We start from the raw sequence: 19,858 nt of genomic DNA, 5'->3' as shown, positions 1-19,858 counted from the left end.
CATAAAAACCATTACTCAAATAAGTAATGGTTTTTACTTTTAAAAGACACTTGAAATTGAAATAGTGTTTGAATTACGTAACTTTGTATATGGTAACTACAGAATCACTCGAAGAATTTTATCAGCATAAGCAACAATGGATGCCCGAGAATATCCAGAAGGAGATAGGGCATTTTAATGTTTTTAGAATGGAGGATTGTATTGGCCCTAATCCGGCTAACGGCCATGTAAGCTATAGCCGCAGGAGTTATTACAAAATAACCATGATGCGCGGCAACAGCACATGCCACTATGCTGATAAGAGTATCGACGTATCTGGTACTACTTTGATGTTTTTTAACTCGATGGTGCCTTATGCCTGGGAAAACCTAACAGACGATAGAACAGGTTTCTTCTGCATTTTCACCGAAGAGTTTTTTACCGATAAAATACGTGGTGGCCTTAATGAACTTCCTATGTACCAGTTAGGTAATAGTCCGTTTTATCCATTGAATGCCGAGCAGGAGGCTTATGTATCTGAAGTATTCAATAAAATGATGACCGAGATTGAATCGGACTATATTTATAAATATGACCTGTTGCGCAATTATGTAACGGATATCATTCATTACGCACTAAAAACAAAACCATCTGAGGCATCATGCAGGTATACCGATGCTAAATCGCGTATTACTGCTGTATTTACAGAATTGCTGGAGCGCCAGTTCCCGATAGAGACACCGTCGCAGCGATTTGCTATGCGTTCGGCTAATGATTTTGCCAACCAGCTATCAGTGCACGTAAATCACCTGAATAGGGCCATTCGTGAAACCACAGGCCAAACCACCACAGACCGTATTGCCGAGCGTTTACTTAGCGAAGCCAAAACCCTGTTAAAACATACCGACTGGAATATTGCCGAAATTGCATACTCCCTTGGCTTTGAAGAACCCACCCATTTCAATAACTTTTTCAAAAAGAAAACTGCTTTAACCCCAAGTTCATTCAGAAATGTTTGAATTTCGTAAGTATCTGTTTGCTTAGCGTAATCACTTGCTTTTAATGTTGCCCTACCTTTGTTTTATCAAACGAACAAAGATTTATGGAACAAAAAAAAGTATGGTTTATTACAGGGGCATCTAAAGGTTTCGGGTTAAGCATGGTTAGGCAATTGCTAAGTGCGGGCCATTATGTTGCTGCTACTTCCCGCGATTTAGATGAACTGGTTAATGCTGTAGGTGGCGAGTCGCCCAACTTTTTACCGTTGCAGGTTAACCTGACTGATGAAGATAGCGTTTGCAAAGCTATCCACACAACTCACCAAACATTCAATCAAATTGATGTAGTAATTAACAATGCCGGTTATGGCATTGGCGGCAGCATTGAGGAACTAACTGACCAGGAAACCCGCCAAAATTTCGACGTTAATGTGTTCGGTACTATTAACGTTATACGCAGTGTAATGCCTTACCTGCGTAGGCAAAAATCAGGTCATATCATCAACATTTCATCTATAGCAGGTATTGCGGGTGGTACAGGCTGGCCAATCTATTCGGCTACCAAGTTTGCCGTTATCGGCCTTTCGGAAGTATTGGCGCAGGATGTAAAATCATTCGGTATTAAGGTTACTGTTGTTGCACCAGGAGCATTCAGAACCAGTTTCTTAACACCTGAATCACTGGTGATGACTAAAACACCAATTGCAGAGTATACAGACGTACGTGCCACCCACGCCCGCTTCATCGATATGAACGGGCATCAAGCCGGTGACCCGGAAAAGGCCTCTGAGGCCATCATTCAGGTGGGTTTAGAAGAAAATCCGCCGTTATACCTGCTACTGGGCAGCGATGCTTACAATAGGGCAATGGCGAAACTTGATCTGCTGAATAAAGAATTCCGCATGAATGAGGAGTTATCAAAGGCTATGGATTATCATGGTTAATCATTAAAATCTATCTAAAACAAACAATAAAATGGAAAATCAAAAAGTATGGTTCGTAACCGGTGCTTCTAAAGGTTTAGGCCTGGTACTGGTACAAAAACTAATAAAAAACGGCTATAAAGTAGCGGCAACATCGCGCAATATATCAGACCTGATCAAAGTGGTTGGTGCCGAAAATAACGACTTTCTGCCGCTATCTGTCGATCTGAAAAGCGAAACAAGTGTAAAACAGGCTATTGACAAAACAATTAACACATTTGGCCAGATTGATGTGTTGGTTAACAACGCAGGTTACGGTTTTTTGGGCGGATTAGAAGAAACTTCCGACCAGGAAGCTCGCGATAACTTCGAAGTAAACGTATTCGGTTCGCTAAATATTATCCGCTATGCCTTGCCTTATATGCGTGAGAAACAAAGCGGACATATCCTAAACATATCATCAATAGGTGGCTTTACAGGTGCATTTCCTGGTTTTGGAATCTACTGCGCAACCAAATTTGCGGTAAACGGATTCTCAGAGTCTTTATCTGCCGAAGTAAAACCTTTTGGGATCAAGGTAACCATTGTTCAACCTGGTTATTTCCGTACCAATTTTCTTGATGCGGGTTCATTAGTTACGCCTAAAAACCCTATTGATGCTTACCAGGGCATTCGCGATTCGCAAAATGCACATCAAAACCAGATTAATAATAATCAACCCGGCGACCCTGAAAAAGCAGCTGATGTAATGATCAAAATTACGTTAGAAGAAAATCCGCCGCTTAACTTATTCCTTGGTGAGGATGCGTACAACGCTGCCCAGGCAAAAATTGCCTACGTGCAAAATGAAATGGAGACCTGGAAAGAACTAACTGTTTCAACCTCGTTTCAAAACTAAAACAACCACTCTATTATATAATAAAAGCGCTTTCTGTACTACAGAAGGCGCTTTTTGTATGTAATAATTTGCTAACAATTGCCTGCATTGGTATTTAAGGCTTCTAATATTGTATTTTGGTATCTTCAAATACATCAAAACCATTATGAGATTATTATCAAGACTGTTTGCCATAGGCATCGCAGTATCCGGCATTTGCTTTGCCGCCAGTGCCAAACCCATCAAAGTTACCATAGTAAAAAAAGGAGACGGCTACACTTTATTGCGTGGCGGTAAGCCTTATTTTATAAAGGGAGCTGGAGGCAGCAGTTACCTGGATAAATTGGTAGAATGCGGCGGTAACTCAATCCGCACCTGGAATAGTAACATTGGCGCTTTAAACCTCAAAGAAGCGTATCAGCGCGGCTTAACTGTAACTATGGGCTTAAGCGTGGGCATTGAGCGCCATGGCTTTAATTATGATGATACCGCGGCTGTGCATGCGCAATTAGAAACACTCCGTAAGGAAGTAAGAAAATATCGTGATAGCTCGGCTCTGCTGATCTGGGATATTGGTAATGAGCTTAACCTGAACTATAAGAACCCTAAAGTTTGGGATGCGGTGAATGGTATTGCCAAAATGATCCACGAGGAAGATCCCAACCATCCGGCTACAACAAGTCTGGCTGGTGTTAACCCTAAAGTAGTGGCTGAAATTATAGCACGCTGCCCTGATTTGGATCTGTTGGCTGTACAGGTTTACGGTGGGTTAGCTAAAGTGCCCCAGCAAATCCGTGAGGCTAAATGGACTAAAGCTTACATTGTAACCGAGTGGGGGCCGACCGGGCACTGGGAAGGGCCGCAAACGCCATGGAAAGCTTCGGTAGAAGAAACCAGCACAGAGAAGGCTGCAGTGTACAAAAGTAGATACGAAGCCTCCATTAAAGTAGACAAAAATTGCCTGGGTTCTTACGTTTTTCTGTGGGGACAAAAACAAGAACGTACGCCAACCTGGTACGGCTTATTTACCGAAAATGGGGAAACCAGCGAGGTAGTGGATGTGATGCAGTACCTTTGGACCGGCAGCTATCCAAAGAATCGTGCACCGCATCTGGACTCACTTTTATTAGAGAATAAACGCGGAACCAATTCTGTTTATCTGCAAGCCGGTAAAGCTTACCAGGCTGAAGCTTTTGTGCATGATCCTGAAAATGATAAACTTACAGCAAGGTGGGAGTTATTACCAGAGAGCACTGATCTTAAAACAGGTGGAGATCATGAATCGAGACCGGAGCCAATAGCCGGTTTAATAGGAGATGCCAATACTGAGCATGCAATCATAAAAGCACCTGAAAAGGAGGGCGCGTACCGCTTGTTTTTGTATGTTATGGACGGACATAATCACGTTGCCACCGCGAATATCCCTTTTTATGTAAAACCCTAGTAATTTGGTGTAAAATAATGTTGTATTTTATTGTAAATGAATAATTTGTGTGTAACTTGTATTGCCTGCGATATTATAAACGATAGTTAAATTTATCGATTTAATAATTTTAATGTCAGATTTTGGGAATGATTACTGATTCCGTAAAAATCGATACACAATTTGTCGGCATAGTTGTTGTAAATAATATAACACAGCAGTTAATGCTGCCTTAGTAAATACCAATTATCATCAGCAATATGAAAGAGCAACATCATGTAAAAGGGAATGCCGCAGTGCAGGGAGGATCAACATCAGACCGCAACTTCAGCGATTTGAAACAGGCCGAACAGAAGCGTGGCATTAGTAACGGTGGTGGCCAAAGTGCTAACCAAACCTGGAACCGTGACAGCGTACACAAACCCAAACGCAGAATGTTATAAGGACAAAGAAAGCCTCCCGAAAAACGAGAGGCTTTTTTTGTGGGATGCCTGTTCTATTTGCTTATTGTTAAAATAACCCCATACCCGTCGGGATCAAGATATAACGTACCGTTTGCCTGCCAGTATGGATTTTTAGGTTCAACTTCAGAGATATTATTGTTTCGGAATATAGCCTTGAGCGATTCATATTCTTCAATCGATTTTAAATAGAAAACCAGCAAATCATCTTCATCGGGTTTATGCTGTGGTAGATCTTTTGATACTGTAAATTCGAGGTGCCAATTCACATTCTGGAACCCTAAGAAAACACCATCGTAACCAGCATGATTCTTAAATTCGCCAAGCACATTCAATCCCAATAAATTTTTATAAAAATGTATGATGCGTTTAAGATCTATGGTATGGCGGGCTACTCTAAACTTCATGTATCTAAATTTGTAACATTAGTAAAACTAATCAATCTTAAAACAGATTAAACTTAAAATAATCGCAGTAATGAAAAAAAGCCTGATGATACTGGTTGCCGGCCCATACAGATCCGGTACCAACGATGATCCCATCTTAATTGAAGCCAATGTAAAACACATGACAGATACAGCATTAGCCGTTTACCGCTTAGGCCATACACCGGTACTGGGCGAATGGTTTGCCTTACCTTTAATTGAAGCAGCAGGATCAAAACAAGTTGGCGACGATGTATTTAATGAAATATTCCACCCGATAGCTATACAACTGATAGACCACTGTGACGCAGTGCTGCGTATTGGCGGCCCATCTGCCGGGGCAGATGAAATGGTTGCAGTAGGGTTGGCTAAGCAAAAAGAAATATTTTACAACCTGGATAATGTGCCACGAATATAGAGACAGCATATATTACCCCAAAACTTTATAAGGACAAAGGAAGGCCTTCCGAAAAACGAGAGGCTTTTTTGTAGGATATTTCTACTACTTTACCGTCATTGCGAGGAACGAAGCAATCGCGAACTATACAGAGCCACTCTGTAGGTCGGGGATTGCTTCGTACCTCGCAATGACGTTGATATTGTTTAACTATACTTCTTTCCCAACTCTTCGCTTACTTTATTCGCGTTAGCAATAATACTTTCAGGATAGCCGATAGCCTTTAACACGGCTATGGCATTCTTGTGCTTTAATATACCAGGCTTTATCTTGTAATCGAAGATCAATCGTTCATCGGCCGCCATTTCTTCGAACGAGTATACAGCATATTCATCACCTAATAATTCGGCCAGTTCCAGATCGTGGGTTGATACAAATACGAAGTTTTTGTTGGCTGATAAATGGGAGAGGATAGCCCTTGCTGCCGCTACACGTTCAATGGTATTGGTACCCCGGAAAATTTCATCGATAATAATAAGGCAATTACCGTCGTTGGCCTTTACGTGGTTCAGGATGTTGTAAATAGATAGAGCCTCGGCCTGGAAATAGCTTTTTGATTCGTCCAGGCTATCAGTCATGTTTATACTGCTGCAAATATCCAAAAGAGGAGCCTGGTAGCTATGTGACGTTGAGGTGTATAAAGTTTGCGCCAACAAAGTGTTAACAGATATAGAGCGTATAAAAGTTGTCTTTCCCGACATGTTGGAGCCGGTAATCAATACACCCTGATTAAACTTGGCAGATAAGGAATTTGGTATGCAGTTTTCAATCAATGGATGATAGAGATCTGTAATTTCCAAAGTTTCTCCGCCAATGGTAAAATCGGGTTTGCAATAATAGGGTAGTCCTGCACGTAAGGATTTTACGCTGATGGCGGCATCTATTTCGGCCACGTAATTAAATAGCAACTCGATCTCTTGCTGATGATTATTTACTTCGTCAATAACCGTGATAAAACTGCGGGGCTCTAACAGGGACAATATCTTGAATAGTTCCCAGATCCCGGAGCCGAGATCTGTTGGATCAGCGCTAACGCCGCCATCCAAACTTACTATGGTGAGCTTGCGGTTAAGTGTCTTTAGTTTCTCAATACATGCTTGTGCTTCTTTATAGCCCGCAGTCTGGATGATGTTGCTGATCTTACCGGCCACACCAATCATAGTTTTTAATTGCGGAAGCGAATGCACAAAGGCAAAGATCTTATCTTTATTAGTAAAGTGCAGGTAGAAATTATAAAGCGTAAGTGCCAATGTAAGAAAGAATAAGAACTGATTGTGCAAAACAATAGTGAGTGTCAATGCAGCAATCCAAAGTATGCCCGCAAAGCGGATATACAGCTTCTCTCCAAATGAGTAATCGAGCACCGCTTTACTATGAAATAACTGATGCACATAATAAGCATCGCTTTTATTTAGCCGTTGCAGCTCCATGCTGATGGCCTCACGCTTGGCATCGTCAGCACCAACCTGTTCAATCAGCTGATCGAAATCGAGTAGTTTGTGACGTTCACGTTCGGGCTTGCGTAATTTGGCGTATAAATATTGCTGACCAGGTTTTGAGTTGGTGCGATCTACGTAGGCAAAAAGCTTTTCTAGATCGATATCATTCGCCAGCGCATCGCTTAAAGGGTTTTGGTGTAGTTTATCGCTGTAATTACCAATGAGCCTAAAGTTACGAATAGCATCAACCGGTTGTCCCCAATTTTCACGAAGCTCAATAAGCAGGCGTTTCCTTTTCTGGATCCGTTGGAAGTTACTGTAAGTGAAAATAGCAATAAGGACAATGGCAATAAAAGGTAGCACGATCATAATATGAAGGTACAATTTATGTGCATATTACCGCACAACCATCTGCGCCGTATTGCGGCTTAATTGCTCCAATAATACTTTCCGATCGCCGATTAAAGCTTTTAAATCTTCTTGCTTATAATGCCTTACTGTAATGATAGTGAGATCGTTATTGTATTTTACATTAAAGCTTTGTTTAAGTGATTCTAAAAGCTTCTCGAAACGTTCGGCACGGTAGTCAAAACACACAGTAAAACTTAATGCCGATACCTGCATCATATTGATCTTCACATGTTTTGATGCGAAAAGGGTAAATACAGAGCTTAGATGATCCTCGGTAATAAACGTATAATCCTTAGCCGAAACTGATAATAATACTTGTTCTTGTTTCACAATGATTACCGGCTTTTCGTAGTGCTGCAAACCAATTTCAGAGATTACGGTTCCCAAAGCATCCGGATCGGTAAAGGGTTTTACCAGTAGCGGGATATTAGCATTTTGTAAAGGTTTAATGGTTTTAGGATGGATAACACCTGCGCCATAGTAGGTCATTTCAATGGCTTCGGTGTAGGATAGCTCATCAAACTTTACCGTATCAGCAAAGTGTTTAGGGTCGGCGTTTAAAATGCCGGGTACATCTTTCCAGGTGGTAACAGATTTGGCGTTTAAGCATGCTGCAAAAATGGCTGCTGTATAATCAGAACCTTCACGGCCGAGGGTAGTGGTAAAGTTCTCCGAAGTGCCGCCCAGAAAGCCTTGTGTAACTACAATGCTGTTATTTAACATTGCCGGAATATCCTGTTGAATATGTTCGCAGGTTTTAGGCCAGTCTACAATGCCTTCGCGGTAAGTGTTATCGGTATGGATATAGCTGCGTACATCAAGCCATTTGCTTTTAAGCTCAATGTGGTTTAAATAGGCAGTTACAATGCGGGTTGATACCAGTTCGCCGATGGACACGATCTGATCGTAAATGAAGTCGTAATCATCATGCGGTTCATCTTCAATCATCCAGTCAATCTCAACAAAGGTATTTGCTACTTCGTCGAAAACAGGGTTGGAAGGCTCAAACAGTTCGTGCAGTATGTTATAATGATATTGTTTGATCTCGTCATAGATCTGATGCATAGCATCAGCTTGATTAACATAAGCATTGGTCAGTTTTTCGAGCGCATTGGTGGTTTTACCCATTGCCGAAACCACTATAAGCAATTGCTGACCGGTATATTTTTGAACTACTTTACCCAGGTTAATGATACCCGGAGCATCCTTAACAGAAGCCCCGCCGAATTTGAAAACAAGCATTTATTTGATGTATTGTGCTACAACCGTATTGGGCCGTATTAATTTTTTAATTTGTGTATAAGGAATAACCAGATCGGTTTTACCGGCCGCGTAAGGTTTAATCTCGTACTGGTTGTAAACGAAACGCAGTCCTAATGGCGAGATCAGGAAGTTTTCATTGAGGCTGAATTTATCATCCTTAAAAAAGTAATCGTTTTTAAGTGACGAGGTATCGCTCAGATTTTCCTGCTTACGGAAGATCTTTTCGGCAATAACATTTAATTGTGGTTCGTAGCCATCAACCAAAATATCTTTCAGATCGAGATTTTTATGCATTTTGGTTTGCCAGTTTATGAAGCCGGTGAACGAAGCGCCATGAGCACCACCCAGGTAAGCGTAGCCATCAATCTGCAAAGTGGTTAATGCCGAATCCTGGCGTACAATGGTAGCTTTATTATCCAGGGTGTAAAACATAGTTGGCCGGCTGGTAGTCTTCAGATCCTCTTTGTACGAGTTCATAAAATGAGTTACCAGCGGATCAAAATCGGTATTCATTTTACCATCCACCATAAACATATTAGAGATCTTTCTCTTTATGGTATCGTTTAAATCGGGTTGATTATGAAAATCAGGATATACGATCTTTAAAACGGTACAGCCACTATCCGGCTTATTTCCGCAATTATCAGCACGTTGCTTAAAAGTTTTATACTCATAAGCCAATGTATCTTTTGATATACCGGCCTTTACATCCGGGTTTTTGACAGTGCCGCCACAACTAGCTAAAAGAACTGCCAATGCAGGGAAAACTAAAAATTTCATACCTCGTAAGCTAAAATCTGTTCCTTACTTAACGCTGCATTTAGCCAACCTGTTTCAATGTTAGCTTCGTATTTTTTGTAAAATTTAATAGCAGGCTCATTCCAATCCAATACCTGCCAGGTCATCCCGTTAAAGCCGAGCTCCTGTGCTTCCTGTATCAGGCGATCGAACAACAATTTTCCAATGCCTTGTCCGCGAAATGCTTCGGTAATGATCAAATCTTCCAGATATAAGCGCTGGCCTTTCCAGGTAGAGTAACGGATGTAATATAAAGCAAAGCCTACAATCAGCCCGTCCATGCTGGCTACAAAAGCTTTCCATACGGGTTTAGCGCCAAAACCGGCTTCTTCAAATTCCTGTAGAGAAACGGTTACTTCTTCAGGCGCCCGTTCAAACAACGCCAGTTCATGTACCAGATCGAGCAAACGTGCGCAATCGTCCTTTTTAGCAACCCTGATCTTTACATCCATATTGTGATTTATTTAGATTTCACTGATTTAGTAAGTGATTTCACCGAGGACTGCTACTGCAACTCGCTACTGCCACTAATTATTCTTAAAGTGCTTTATAACACGTTGTCCAAACACTGTACTACCCAGTCTTACAATAGTAGCGCCTTGCTCAATCGCAATTTTATAGTCAGACGACATGCCCATCGATAGCTCATCAAAACTATCTTCCTTACGGAAATAGCTTTGCTTTATACCATCAAAAAAGGTATCCAGCTCGTAAAACTCTTCTTTAATCTGCTTTTCGCTATCCGTATTGGTGGCAATACCCATTAAGCCGCGGATGCGCACATTTTTCAATTCGGCGAACTCTTCAGAACGAAGTAGTTCTATCACTTCGTCAAAGCCTAACCCAAACTTAGTTTCTTCGTCGGCAATGTAAACCTGGAGCAGGCAGTCGATTACGCGTTTGTTTTTGACGGCCTGCTTGTTAATCTCCTGTAGCAGTTTAATACTGTCAACAGATTCAATCAGGGTAACAAAAGGCGCAATATATTTTACCTTATTGGTTTGTAAATGGCCAATGAGGTGCCATTCTATGTCTTTAGGCAACTGTTCGTACTTCTCTACCAGTTCCTGTACCTGGTTTTCGCCAAACGCACGCTGGCCGGCGTCGTAGGCTTGTAATATGTCTTCAACGGGTTTGGTTTTAGATACGGCAACTAATTTTACCTGTATCGTTTCCAACTCGCTTTTTAAGTTTTTGATATTCTCTGCAATGCTCATTAAATGCGTAATTTTGCTAATAGTAACCGCCGCTAATTTACAGAATGCGTATTTATAATAACTTGTTTTTTTTAGGATTGCTTTTTATTGCAGCTTGCAATAGTAAAAAAGTTCCCGATGGCATCATTCCGCAAAAAAAGATGACCAGCCTTTTAGCCGAGGTCCATATCGTTGATGGTAGCCTTTATACCATATCACAAGCGCCAGATACCTTATATAAACATGGTATGGCCCGATACCTCGAGTTATTTAAAAAATATGGTACCGATACCGTGCAGTTTAAAAAAAGCATGCAGTATTATACCGCCGATCCCGATAAGATGGAGGCCATGTACACGCAGATACTGACTGATATGACGGCGAAATCAGATTCGTTGAATAAAGTGAGGGTGAAAATCGATGCTGCAAAAGCAGATTCGATGCAGAAAGCTAACAAAAAGGCGTTGGCACATAAAACCGACTCGCTTAATAAAATTAAAAAGGAAATTAAGAAATGATATACCCGGAAAATAGTGTAGATAAGCTGGGATTTACCGAGGTTAAAGAACTAATAAAAGCACATTGCCTGAGTATAATGGGCCAACAAATGGTTGACCGGATACAGGTGATGAGCAATTTTGAACAGATCCGTAAGTTTTTACATCAGGCTCACGAATTTAAAAATATACTGCAGAGCGATACCGTACTACCCATTAACCATTTTTACGATTTGAAGACCCTGGCAGCCAAGATCAGGATTGAGGGTACGTTTTTAAGTGAGGAGGAATTTTTCCAGACACAGGTATCGTTATCAACCGTATTTGCTGTTATTGGCTATTTTAATGAGCGTACGGGACTATATCCAAACCTCGAAGCTTTGTTTGAGCATTTACCTATCGAGAAAACCATCGTTAAAAAGATAGATGCTGTTATTGATGCCAAAGGTAAAATCAGGCCCAACGCATCGCGCGAGCTGATGGACATTACTGCCGGTATAACCCGCGCAGAACAGGAAGCCCGTAAAAAGATAGACCAGATTTTCAAAAGCGCTACCGCTAATGGCTGGACTGCTGATGGTTCATTAACCATCCGTGACGGCCGTTTATGTATCCCTATTTTGGCAGAGAACAAGCGTAAGGTAAAAGGTTTTATTCACGATGAATCAGCCTCTGGCCAAACTGTTTACCTGGAGCCCGAAGAGGTTTTTACACTGAACAACCAGGTGCGTGACCTGGAGTTTGAACGCCGCCGCGAGATCATCAAAATATTAACCGCTCTTACAGATGAACTGCGACCTTATGTGCCTTTGCTTTTATCGTACCACAGCCTTTTAACCAAGTTGGATTTTGTACGTGCCAAAGCGTTGTTCGCTATTGATATTGAGGCTGAGATGCCGATTGTGAGTAATGAAGGCAGCATCAGGTTAATTAACGCCCGTCACCCGCTGCTTACGCTGAGCTTTAAAAAAGAAAAAAAAACAGTAGTGCCGCTCAATGTTACTATTGATGAAGGTACGCGCATCGTAGTTGTATCTGGCCCCAATGCCGGTGGTAAATCTGTTTGTATGAAAACCGTTGGTTTGCTGCAAATGATGGTGCAGGCAGGCTTGCTGATCCCTGCTGATGAAAACAGTAATGTAGGCACGTTTAAACAGATTTTTGCTGATATAGGCGATGATCAGTCTATCGAAAGCGATTTAAGTACCTATAGTGCGCATCTCTCAAAAATGAAACACTTTGTAGAGAATGCCAATGGTAAAACACTGATTTTGATTGATGAGTTTGGTACCGGTACCGATCCGCAATTCGGCGGACCTATTGCCGAAGCTGTGCTCGAATCATTGAACCATAAAAAGGTGAGGGGCATGGTTACCACGCACTATTCAAATTTAAAGATCTTCGCCAGCAATGCCGAAGGGCTGGAGAATGCTTCGATGCTGTTTGATAACGTGCAGATGAAACCGCTCTATATTCTGGAAGTGGGCAAACCGGGCAGTTCTTACGCATTTGAGATCGCACAAAAAATCGGTTTACCGCAAAATGTGCTGAACCTGGCTAAAAACAAGATTGGCTTTACACAGAAAAAAGTGGATACCTTATTGGTTGACCTGGAGCGTGAAAAGAAAGAGATTTTCGATACCAAAAACGCCTTAGATAAGCAACAACGCAAAGTAAACCAGTTACTTGCCGAGAATGAACAACTAAAAGGATACCTTGAGGAGAACAAACGCGCTTTGATCCGCGAAGCCAAACAAGAAGCTCAGAGTATCATCTTAAATGCTAATAAACTGGTTGAAAATACCATTTCGGGCATTAAGAGTAGCCAGGCTGATAAAGAGACAACCCGTAAACTGCGCGAAAACCTGAATGAGGAACTGAAGAAGAATACCATAAAACCGGTAACGCCTAAACCTGCAGCCAATGCCGAAAGCGATGAGCTTAAAGCGGGCGATTGGGTAAAACTAATAGATTCTGAAACAACAGGCCAGGTAATTGAGGTTGCTAAAGACAACGTGATCATCGCCATTGGCGACTTGCGTACCGTGGCTAAGAAAAAGCGCGTACAAAAGGTATCTAAGAAAGAAGTACCAAAGGATATTCGAAAGATCTACAGTTCGCACACCAGTGACGTAGCGAGTTTTAGCCCCGAGATTGACGTACGTGGTATGCGTGGTGAAGATGCGGTACATGCTATCGAAAAACTGTTCGACCGTGCACTAATGATGGGCGTAGGTTCATTGAAAATTCTGCATGGTAAAGGTGACGGTATCCTGCGAAAATTAATCCGTGATTATCTGAAAAAATACGACCAGGTTGGCCGTATGGAAGATGAGCATGCTGATAGGGGCGGCAGCGGTATTACTTATGTGTATTTGAAATAATTAAGAAAAAATACCAATTTGTCATTGCGAGCGAAAGCGTGGCAATCTCGTCGTAAGCATATCAAATTTGTATAGATACGAGATTGCTTCGTACTTCGCAATGACAAAATTTATAGTTGTATGAGAAAATACGTTATAATTCTATTTGTAGCTTTTATCAGTTTACAGGCCTGTGCTCAGTCCACCATCATTAAAAATAATGATCCACATATCCATTATATGGGGCGTGTGGCAACCACAGATTCAGCAGCTGTATTAAGCTGGGCAGGAAACTCTGCCACTATAAACTTTAACGGAACTGGCGTAAAGGCCCTGTTAAAAGATGAACATGGCGAAAATTACATGAAGGTAATTGTTGATGGGAAGGTATTACCTGATATTAAATTGGATAGCACAAAGCGTACTTACACTCTGGTTGATCAATTACCCGCCGGCCATCATAATCTACAATTATACAAGCGTGGCGAATGGGCTTTTGGTAAAACATGGTTCTACCAATTTGAACTTGACAAAAACACATCGATTGAAAGTGCGCCTACTACTAAAAAACGTAAAATAGAGTTTTTCGGCAATTCAATCACCTGTGGTTATGCGGATTTAGATGTTGAGGGGAAGGATCGCGGCAGCAGCCCCTTCGAGGACAATTATCTTAGTTACGCAGCCATTACAGCCCGCCATTTTGATGCCGAGTATAGCTGTGTTGCTAAAAGCGGAATTGGCGTATTGGTAAGCTGGTTTCCTATGATTATGCCCGAAATGTATGATCGTCTGGATGCCACAGATCCAAATAGCAAATGGGACTTTACGAAATATACGCCGGATGTGGTGGTGATCAACCTTTTTCAAAACGATTCCTGGATTGTTTTAAAACCGGATAACCCTGAATTTAAACATCGATTCGGCACAACGCCACCCGCTGCTGAAACTATCGTGAATGCTTACCGTGACATGGTTAAAAACATCCGCGTCAAATATCCTAAAGCTCAAATCATTTGTGCATTGGGTAGTATGGATGCTACTAAAGAAGGATCGCCATGGCCGGGATATATTACTACTGCGGTTAATCAGTTAAATGATAAAAATATTAAAACGCATTTCTTTCCCTACAAAAATACCAACGGGCACCCAAGCAAGGCCGAACAGCAGGCAATGGCTGATGATCTGATTAGTTATATTGATAAAAATATTAAATGGTAACAAAAATGCCCCGGTTAATGAACTGGGGCATTTTTGTTATTAAGTTTCTATATGTTCCCGTTCTTCGGGACTGTTGCTTCCGTAATCTGGTCCGCGATTGTAATCTGAGTTCCAGTTAGCTTCGCCGGGTACATTCTGATCGCCGCCATCACCAACTTTATTTTGATTTGGATTGGCATTGGCGGGTTGATTGGGTTGCGTGCCACCATCATAATCAGCTGTGCCTTCCTGGTACTTTTGGGCAGGATTTAAATAACCTTCACCATGTTTTACAGGTTCGCCCTGCTGATGTTCGGGTTTAAAATTATTAAACTCGGGGTGTTCTTCTGATGGTTCGGTGCGGTTAAAGTAAGCATTGGTATTACCTGCATAACGTGACGGGTTGGCCGAATCATTGCCAGATGTAGTTACATTGCTTTTGCCAAAGTTTTTACCGCCTGTTGTCTGTCCTTCGTGCCCTGGACCGTCCGGGTCAGCCATGTGGGCTTCTCCAAAAAGATAGTGACGTTTCAGGTCTTTTTCTTCGAGGTTATGGTCGTCCTCAACCTTATAACCTCTTGGCTGATTGTCGCCGTTCTCAGCATTTTCGGGGTTGTTATATTCTTCTTCACTCATGACTGTAATGATTGGTATAGTTATAAGCTATCGCAATGAAAATTGTTTCGCAATAGTTAATTATTTAGTCATTAGTCATTAGTCATTAGTCATTGATTTAAATATAGAGGCAAAAACATTAAACGTGTAACGCTAAACGTCCAACCTATTTCTTACTTTAGCAGGCAACCAATTATAATATTTTCATGAACAAAGTTGTCAGTGGTGCCGAAGAGGCCATTGCGGGAATAACGGATGGGATGACACTCATGCTCGGCGGTTTCGGCTTATGCGGTTTGCCCGAAAACTGTATTACAGCCCTTGTTAAAAGCGGTATTAAAGATCTTACCTGTATCTCAAACAATGCCGGGGTTGATGATTTCGGTATTGGCCTGATGCTGAAACAACGCCAGGTTAAAAAGATGATCGCATCTTATGTTGGTGAGAATGCCGAATTTGAACGCCAGCTATTAAGTGGCGAACTGGAAGTAGAACTCATCCCACAAGGAACCTTAGCTACCCGTTGTATGGCGGCAGGTTATGGTATGCCTGCCATATTTACACCCGCGGGTATCGGTACAGAGATAGCCATAGGCAAAGAAGTCCGCAATTTTAACGGCAAGGATTACCTGATGGAAATGGCCTTCGATGCTGATTTTGCCATTGTAAAAGCCTGGAAAGGGGATACTGCGGGTAACCTCATTTATAAATCAACAGCAAGAAATTTTAATCCTGTAATGGCGATGGCCGGTAAAATTACCATTGCCGAGGTGGAGGAACTGGTTGAACCAGGAGAGTTAGATCCTGATCATATTCATACGCCTGGGATTTATGTGCATCGAATTTTTAAGGGTGAGGATTATGAAAAAAGAATTGAAAAACGTACTGTACGTTGATTTGAAGTGATTTTTTATAAATAAAATGTAAAACGCCTTGTCATTGCGAGCGATAGCGTGGACAACCGACCGAAGGGAGCTCATTAATACAGGTGAAAACAAACACCTCATTAATAATCTCGTCGCAAGCATATTCGATCTGTATGGCTACGGGATTGCTTCGTGCCTCGCAATGACAAATTATATATTAATAGAATGTGGAACAAGGAGCAAATTGCTGAGAGAATAGCATTAGAAATAAAAGACGGTTACTACGTTAACCTGGGTATCGGCATACCAACACTGGTTGCCAATTATATTCCTGATACGATGGATGTAGTATTACAGTCAGAAAATGGCTTACTGGGCATGGGGCCATTTCCATTTGCGGGTGAGGAAGATGCAGATACCATTAATGCAGGTAAACAAACCATTACCATGCTGCCAGGCTCGGCTGTGTTTGATTCTGCAATGAGCTTTGGTATGATCAGGGCCCAAAAAGTAAACCTTACTATTCTTGGTGCGATGGAAGTATCCGAAAACGGAGATATTGCTAACTGGAAAATCCCCGGTAAAATGGTGAAGGGTATGGGAGGGGCAATGGATTTGGTGGCTTCTGCCGAGAACATTATTGTGGCCATGCAGCACGTTAATAAAGAAGGCGAATCCAAATTATTGCCTCAATGTACCTTGCCATTAACAGGCGTAAACTGTGTAAAAAAGATAGTAACAGAATTGGGCGTATTTGATGTATTGCCCGAAGGCGGTTTTAAAGTGGTGGAATGTGCGCCGGGAGTGACGTTAGAGGAAATTAAGAAAGCGACGAAAGGGAAATTAGTAGACTAATTTAAAATGAAACGTCATTGCGAGGTACGAAGCAATCGCGCGAAGTTTACAGAGCCGCTCTGCTTGTCGGGGATTGCTTCGTACCTCGCAATGACGTGATTGGTGTAAATTGCTAAACGTCCTGTGCGAAAACTTTTTTATGTAACTCCTTAGAAATCTCCTCGGTAATTACAATAATATCTTCGGCTACATGGGTGTTATTGGTGATAACCCTGTCACACTCATTTTTATAGGGTAATAAGTACTCTTCGTAAGCCGGTTGCACGTGGTTGTGCCATTTGTACATCACGTCATCGTGCGAGTAGCCACGCTCTAACAGGTCGCGTTTAAGGCGGCGTTCGAGTGCCACGTGCTCTTCTGTATCAATGAAAATTTTCATATCCAGCAAATCGGCAATAGCTTTAAAATGCAGGATAAACAAGCCTTCAACAATAATAATGGGAGCGGGCTTTACTTCCAATGTTTTGGGTATAGCATTGGGGTTATTAAAAGTATATTCCTGCTTGTAAACCGTTTCATAACGCATCAGGCTTTGAATATCAGCCAGGAAATGATCATTATCTATGGTAGCAGGTAAATCAAAATTGTAGAGCTTATTTTCTTCGGCCGTCATGGTATGGGCCACAGGGATGTAATAATCATCCTGCGAAACAAGGCATACTTCTTCAGGCTTAAAATGTTCTAAAAAGCACTTTAAAAAAAAGGTTTTGCCCGACCCGCTTCCGCCGGCAATACCAATTATATAGGGTTTATTCATTCGGGACGCCGTAACTGATATTTACATGAAAACGCTTATCAAGCGCACCTAACGATTCTGCAACACTCTTCGTCATCACTAATATAACATCTTTAGTCGACTCGCTGTCTGTAAATCTGCCAACTACTTTTGCAAACGTAGTGCGATTCGTCATAGGGTTGGTAATTTTTATAACCGTACCGATAGGTGCAGTGCGGTGTAAGATCAGTTTTTTAGATTGATCGAGGGTTGGATCATCAAGCGTAGTGGCTACACCTTTTTCATTCTTCTCGAACAAACCATATTTAGATGGGGCATGGTGCTCGGCATTTAAACTATCAGCAATAGTTGCCACATTTGTAGTATCGCGTCTTGCCGGTGGTACGGTATCGTTCTTTTCAGGTTTTTCCTGTACAGAGAAAGTCTCAACCGGGTGCGTAGCAGTAACCGGGGCAGTTGCACCAGCAGCAGCGCCTTGTAAAATATTAAGCGTCATACCCGGGCTAAGGCTATTGCTCTTGAGGTTATTGCGTTGCTTAATATCTTCAACCGTGCTGTTAAAGCGTTTAGCCACGCTGTACAGGTATTCGTGCTTGGTTACTTTGTATTGTACAATAGTACCGTTCTCGCCGGTATTGGCAGGTGTAGTTTGTGCCTGTTGCTGTACCGGAGGAGTTACGGGCGTTTGCTGCTGTACTACAGGTTGTGTTTGAACAGGAGCAGGGGCTGCCGCCTGAGTTGCCGGCTGCGCACCTGCACCCTGACGGATATTAATAACCTGACCCGGTTTAAGGTTATCACTTTGCAGGTTATTTAGCTTTTTAATATCCTCAACTGTGGTATTAAAACGGCGTGCTAAACCATATAGGTATTCATGCTGTGCAACTTTGTATTGGATAACTGTACCTGCTGCCACTGTAGAGGTTTGTACTTGCGTTTGTACCGGAGCAGGCGCAACAGCTTGTGCAAATGGCAGGTCGGTTGGTACTTTAACAATATCGCCTTCGTGTAAAACAGCGCTTTTATTAAAGTTTATAACAGCCTGCGGTTTTACGTTGTAACGGCGGGCAATGGCATAGTAAGTTTCTTTGGGGGCTACTTTGTGTAGTATTACTTTTTTACCGCTTTGGTTCTCTACACCAACCGAATCAATAACCGGGTTGGCAAATAACGAAGCCGAAAGGGTAGAAAATGATAGTACAAGTAATAATATTTTCAATCTCATAAAGGGGTTTATGCTGTATTTTACAGGTTTAAAACTTTTACTACAGACCGGTTTTTTAACCAGATCAAACTATTCTTATAAACTATAAACGCCTCGGGTTGCAATTTTTGTATGTCGTTATTCATAATATCGTCAAATAGCAATTCGCCGGTTATGTTAAAGACATGCAAATGTTGTGTTAAATGGCTCCCATCAAGCGCGTGCAAAGATACAATTCTAAAGTTATTGTGCTGGAGATAATGTACCACATTTGCGTGTGGTTTTAAAAATAACAGATCGGGGGGAAGTTCGTCAGCCTGGATCATGTTGGGGAAAAAAATATGGCTATGCATAACATCAGTACCCGGCTCATAGGCACCAACTCTTTGTCCGCTTTGCTCGTTAATTACATACAACTTTTTAGGCTGAATGCGGGCATCGTAAACTACTATTCCTTCGGTGCTAAGCTGTTCAAAATTAATGTTATAGTCTGTCCACAATACGTTGCCAGTTGTGCCATTAATACTGGTTAAACCTTTATGTACCGGAACTGCTTCTGATTGATAGCCATGCAAAAGCAGCACACCTTTATAGGCTGTTTCTATCCCGCTTAACCAGCGCTCGGGCATTACCAGGGCTTTAAAATTAAGGTTGCCGGTGCTGAGATCTATAGCTGCAAAGCTTACCTGCTTATTGGTGCTGTCGCGCAATTCGAGGAAAATGGTGTCGGTAAAGTTGTCAATTTCCATGCGCCAGATAGGCACATCAAAAGCTTGAGTTATAGTTGCGGTCAATAGCATATCGATTTGCAAATATGAAAAAATACCCGGATGCTGCGTTTGTTACTGAAGATTAAAAAACGTAGAGACACAATA

21 protein-coding genes are annotated in these 19,858 nt (G+C 41.8%); 11 read left to right on the top strand and 10 right to left on the bottom strand.

Annotated elements, in window-relative coordinates; all coding sequences use genetic code 11:
* Positions 1–89 precede the first annotated feature (89 nt).
* The 5 genes from PQO05_RS15830 to PQO05_RS15810 all read left to right on the top strand — a co-directional run bounded on the left by PQO05_RS15830 (position 90) and on the right by PQO05_RS15810 (position 4,643).
* The gene (locus tag PQO05_RS15830) at positions 90–998 is read left to right on the top strand and encodes a helix-turn-helix domain-containing protein (protein WP_273628337.1); all 909 of its coding nucleotides are present in this window, start codon (positions 90–92) and stop codon (positions 996–998) included.
* Positions 999–1,081: 83 nt separating this feature from the next.
* A complete protein-coding gene (locus tag PQO05_RS15825) occupies positions 1,082–1,921 on the top strand; it encodes an SDR family NAD(P)-dependent oxidoreductase (protein ID WP_273628335.1) in 840 nt (279 codons plus the stop codon).
* Between the two features lie 31 nt (positions 1,922–1,952).
* Entirely contained in the window at positions 1,953–2,798 is an 846-nt protein-coding gene (locus PQO05_RS15820; protein ID WP_273628333.1) for an oxidoreductase, read from the top strand.
* Between the two features lie 145 nt (positions 2,799–2,943).
* A complete protein-coding gene (locus PQO05_RS15815) occupies positions 2,944–4,221 on the top strand; it encodes a glycoside hydrolase 5 family protein (protein ID WP_273628331.1) in 1,278 nt (425 codons plus the stop codon).
* A gap of 239 nt (positions 4,222–4,460) precedes the next feature.
* On the top strand, positions 4,461–4,643 hold the full coding sequence (locus PQO05_RS15810) for a hypothetical protein (protein WP_273628328.1): 183 nt from the start codon (positions 4,461–4,463) through the stop codon (positions 4,641–4,643).
* Positions 4,644–4,696: 53 nt separating this feature from the next.
* Here the strand turns inward: PQO05_RS15810 and PQO05_RS15805 are convergent, their stop codons facing one another.
* Positions 4,697–5,068: a VOC family protein gene (locus tag PQO05_RS15805; protein WP_273628327.1), complete on the bottom strand. Its 372-nt coding sequence runs from the start codon at positions 5,066–5,068 to the stop codon at positions 4,697–4,699.
* Positions 5,069–5,138: 70 nt separating this feature from the next.
* On the opposite strand from PQO05_RS15805, the gene PQO05_RS15800 reads away from it, so the two are divergent.
* Positions 5,139–5,504, top strand: a complete 366-nt coding sequence (locus PQO05_RS15800; protein WP_273628325.1) for a DUF4406 domain-containing protein — start codon at positions 5,139–5,141, stop codon at positions 5,502–5,504.
* 185 nt (positions 5,505–5,689) lie between these two features.
* Here PQO05_RS15800 and PQO05_RS15795 read toward each other — a convergent pair whose 3' ends face one another.
* From PQO05_RS15795 to PQO05_RS15775, 5 genes are all read right to left on the bottom strand, one after another.
* Positions 5,690–7,351, bottom strand: a complete 1,662-nt coding sequence (locus PQO05_RS15795) for a MutS-related protein (protein ID WP_273628323.1) — start codon at positions 7,349–7,351, stop codon at positions 5,690–5,692.
* 27 nt (positions 7,352–7,378) lie between these two features.
* On the bottom strand, positions 7,379–8,635 hold the full coding sequence (locus tag PQO05_RS15790) for an aspartate kinase (RefSeq protein WP_273628321.1): 1,257 nt from the start codon (positions 8,633–8,635) through the stop codon (positions 7,379–7,381).
* The gene (locus PQO05_RS15785; RefSeq protein ID WP_273628319.1) at positions 8,636–9,436 is read right to left on the bottom strand and encodes a DUF3298 and DUF4163 domain-containing protein; all 801 of its coding nucleotides are present in this window, start codon (positions 9,434–9,436) and stop codon (positions 8,636–8,638) included.
* Positions 9,433–9,906, bottom strand: a complete 474-nt coding sequence (locus PQO05_RS15780; protein ID WP_273628316.1) for a GNAT family N-acetyltransferase — start codon at positions 9,904–9,906, stop codon at positions 9,433–9,435. Before PQO05_RS15780 ends, PQO05_RS15785 begins: the two co-directional genes overlap by 4 nt.
* Before the next feature lie 75 nt (positions 9,907–9,981).
* Positions 9,982–10,671: a YggS family pyridoxal phosphate-dependent enzyme gene (locus PQO05_RS15775; RefSeq protein WP_273628314.1), complete on the bottom strand. Its 690-nt coding sequence runs from the start codon at positions 10,669–10,671 to the stop codon at positions 9,982–9,984.
* A gap of 44 nt (positions 10,672–10,715) precedes the next feature.
* On the opposite strand from PQO05_RS15775, the gene PQO05_RS15770 reads away from it, so the two are divergent.
* From PQO05_RS15770 to PQO05_RS15760, 3 genes are all read left to right on the top strand, one after another.
* Positions 10,716–11,168 carry a DUF4296 domain-containing protein gene (locus PQO05_RS15770; RefSeq protein ID WP_273628313.1) on the top strand — a complete coding sequence of 151 codons (453 nt, stop codon included), beginning with the start codon at positions 10,716–10,718 and terminating at the stop codon, positions 11,166–11,168.
* A complete protein-coding gene (locus PQO05_RS15765) occupies positions 11,165–13,531 on the top strand; it encodes an endonuclease MutS2 (RefSeq protein ID WP_273628311.1) in 2,367 nt (788 codons plus the stop codon). The genes PQO05_RS15770 and PQO05_RS15765 overlap by 4 nt, the downstream gene beginning before the upstream one ends.
* A 120-nt stretch (positions 13,532–13,651) precedes the next feature.
* Positions 13,652–14,728, top strand: a complete 1,077-nt coding sequence (locus PQO05_RS15760) for an SGNH/GDSL hydrolase family protein (RefSeq protein WP_273628310.1) — start codon at positions 13,652–13,654, stop codon at positions 14,726–14,728.
* A 39-nt stretch (positions 14,729–14,767) separates the two neighbouring features.
* On the opposite strand, the gene PQO05_RS15755 is transcribed toward PQO05_RS15760, so the two are convergent.
* A complete protein-coding gene (locus PQO05_RS15755; protein ID WP_273628309.1) occupies positions 14,768–15,343 on the bottom strand; it encodes a hypothetical protein in 576 nt (191 codons plus the stop codon).
* Positions 15,344–15,528: 185 nt separating this feature from the next.
* On the opposite strand from PQO05_RS15755, the gene PQO05_RS15750 reads away from it, so the two are divergent.
* Together PQO05_RS15750 and PQO05_RS15745 are read left to right on the top strand one after the other, a co-directional pair.
* Positions 15,529–16,218 (top strand): CoA transferase subunit A, encoded by a 690-nt coding sequence (locus PQO05_RS15750; protein ID WP_273628308.1) that lies wholly within the window; start codon positions 15,529–15,531, stop codon positions 16,216–16,218.
* Between the two features lie 195 nt (positions 16,219–16,413).
* On the top strand, positions 16,414–17,043 hold the full coding sequence (locus PQO05_RS15745) for a 3-oxoacid CoA-transferase subunit B (RefSeq protein WP_273628307.1): 630 nt from the start codon (positions 16,414–16,416) through the stop codon (positions 17,041–17,043).
* 112 nt (positions 17,044–17,155) lie between these two features.
* Here the strand turns inward: PQO05_RS15745 and PQO05_RS15740 are convergent, their stop codons facing one another.
* From PQO05_RS15740 to PQO05_RS15730, 3 genes are read right to left on the bottom strand one after another with little or no spacing between them, the layout of a single operon-like run.
* A complete protein-coding gene (locus PQO05_RS15740) occupies positions 17,156–17,800 on the bottom strand; it encodes a uridine kinase family protein (protein WP_273628305.1) in 645 nt (214 codons plus the stop codon).
* Positions 17,793–19,004 carry a DPBB and LysM peptidoglycan-binding domain-containing protein gene (locus tag PQO05_RS15735; protein WP_273628304.1) on the bottom strand — a complete coding sequence of 404 codons (1,212 nt, stop codon included), beginning with the start codon at positions 19,002–19,004 and terminating at the stop codon, positions 17,793–17,795. Before PQO05_RS15735 ends, PQO05_RS15740 begins: the two co-directional genes overlap by 8 nt.
* Before the next feature lie 20 nt (positions 19,005–19,024).
* Entirely contained in the window at positions 19,025–19,783 is a 759-nt protein-coding gene (locus PQO05_RS15730) for a DUF4905 domain-containing protein (RefSeq protein WP_273628303.1), read from the bottom strand.
* Positions 19,784–19,858: the final 75 nt, after the last annotated feature.

Origin of the sequence: Mucilaginibacter jinjuensis, assembly GCF_028596025.1 — a bacterium.
In the GTDB taxonomy this organism is placed as follows: Bacteria; Bacteroidota; Bacteroidia; order Sphingobacteriales; family Sphingobacteriaceae; genus Mucilaginibacter; species Mucilaginibacter jinjuensis.
Note: the sequence above shows the minus strand (reverse complement) of the source record. Positions and strands in the feature narration are given on the sequence as shown.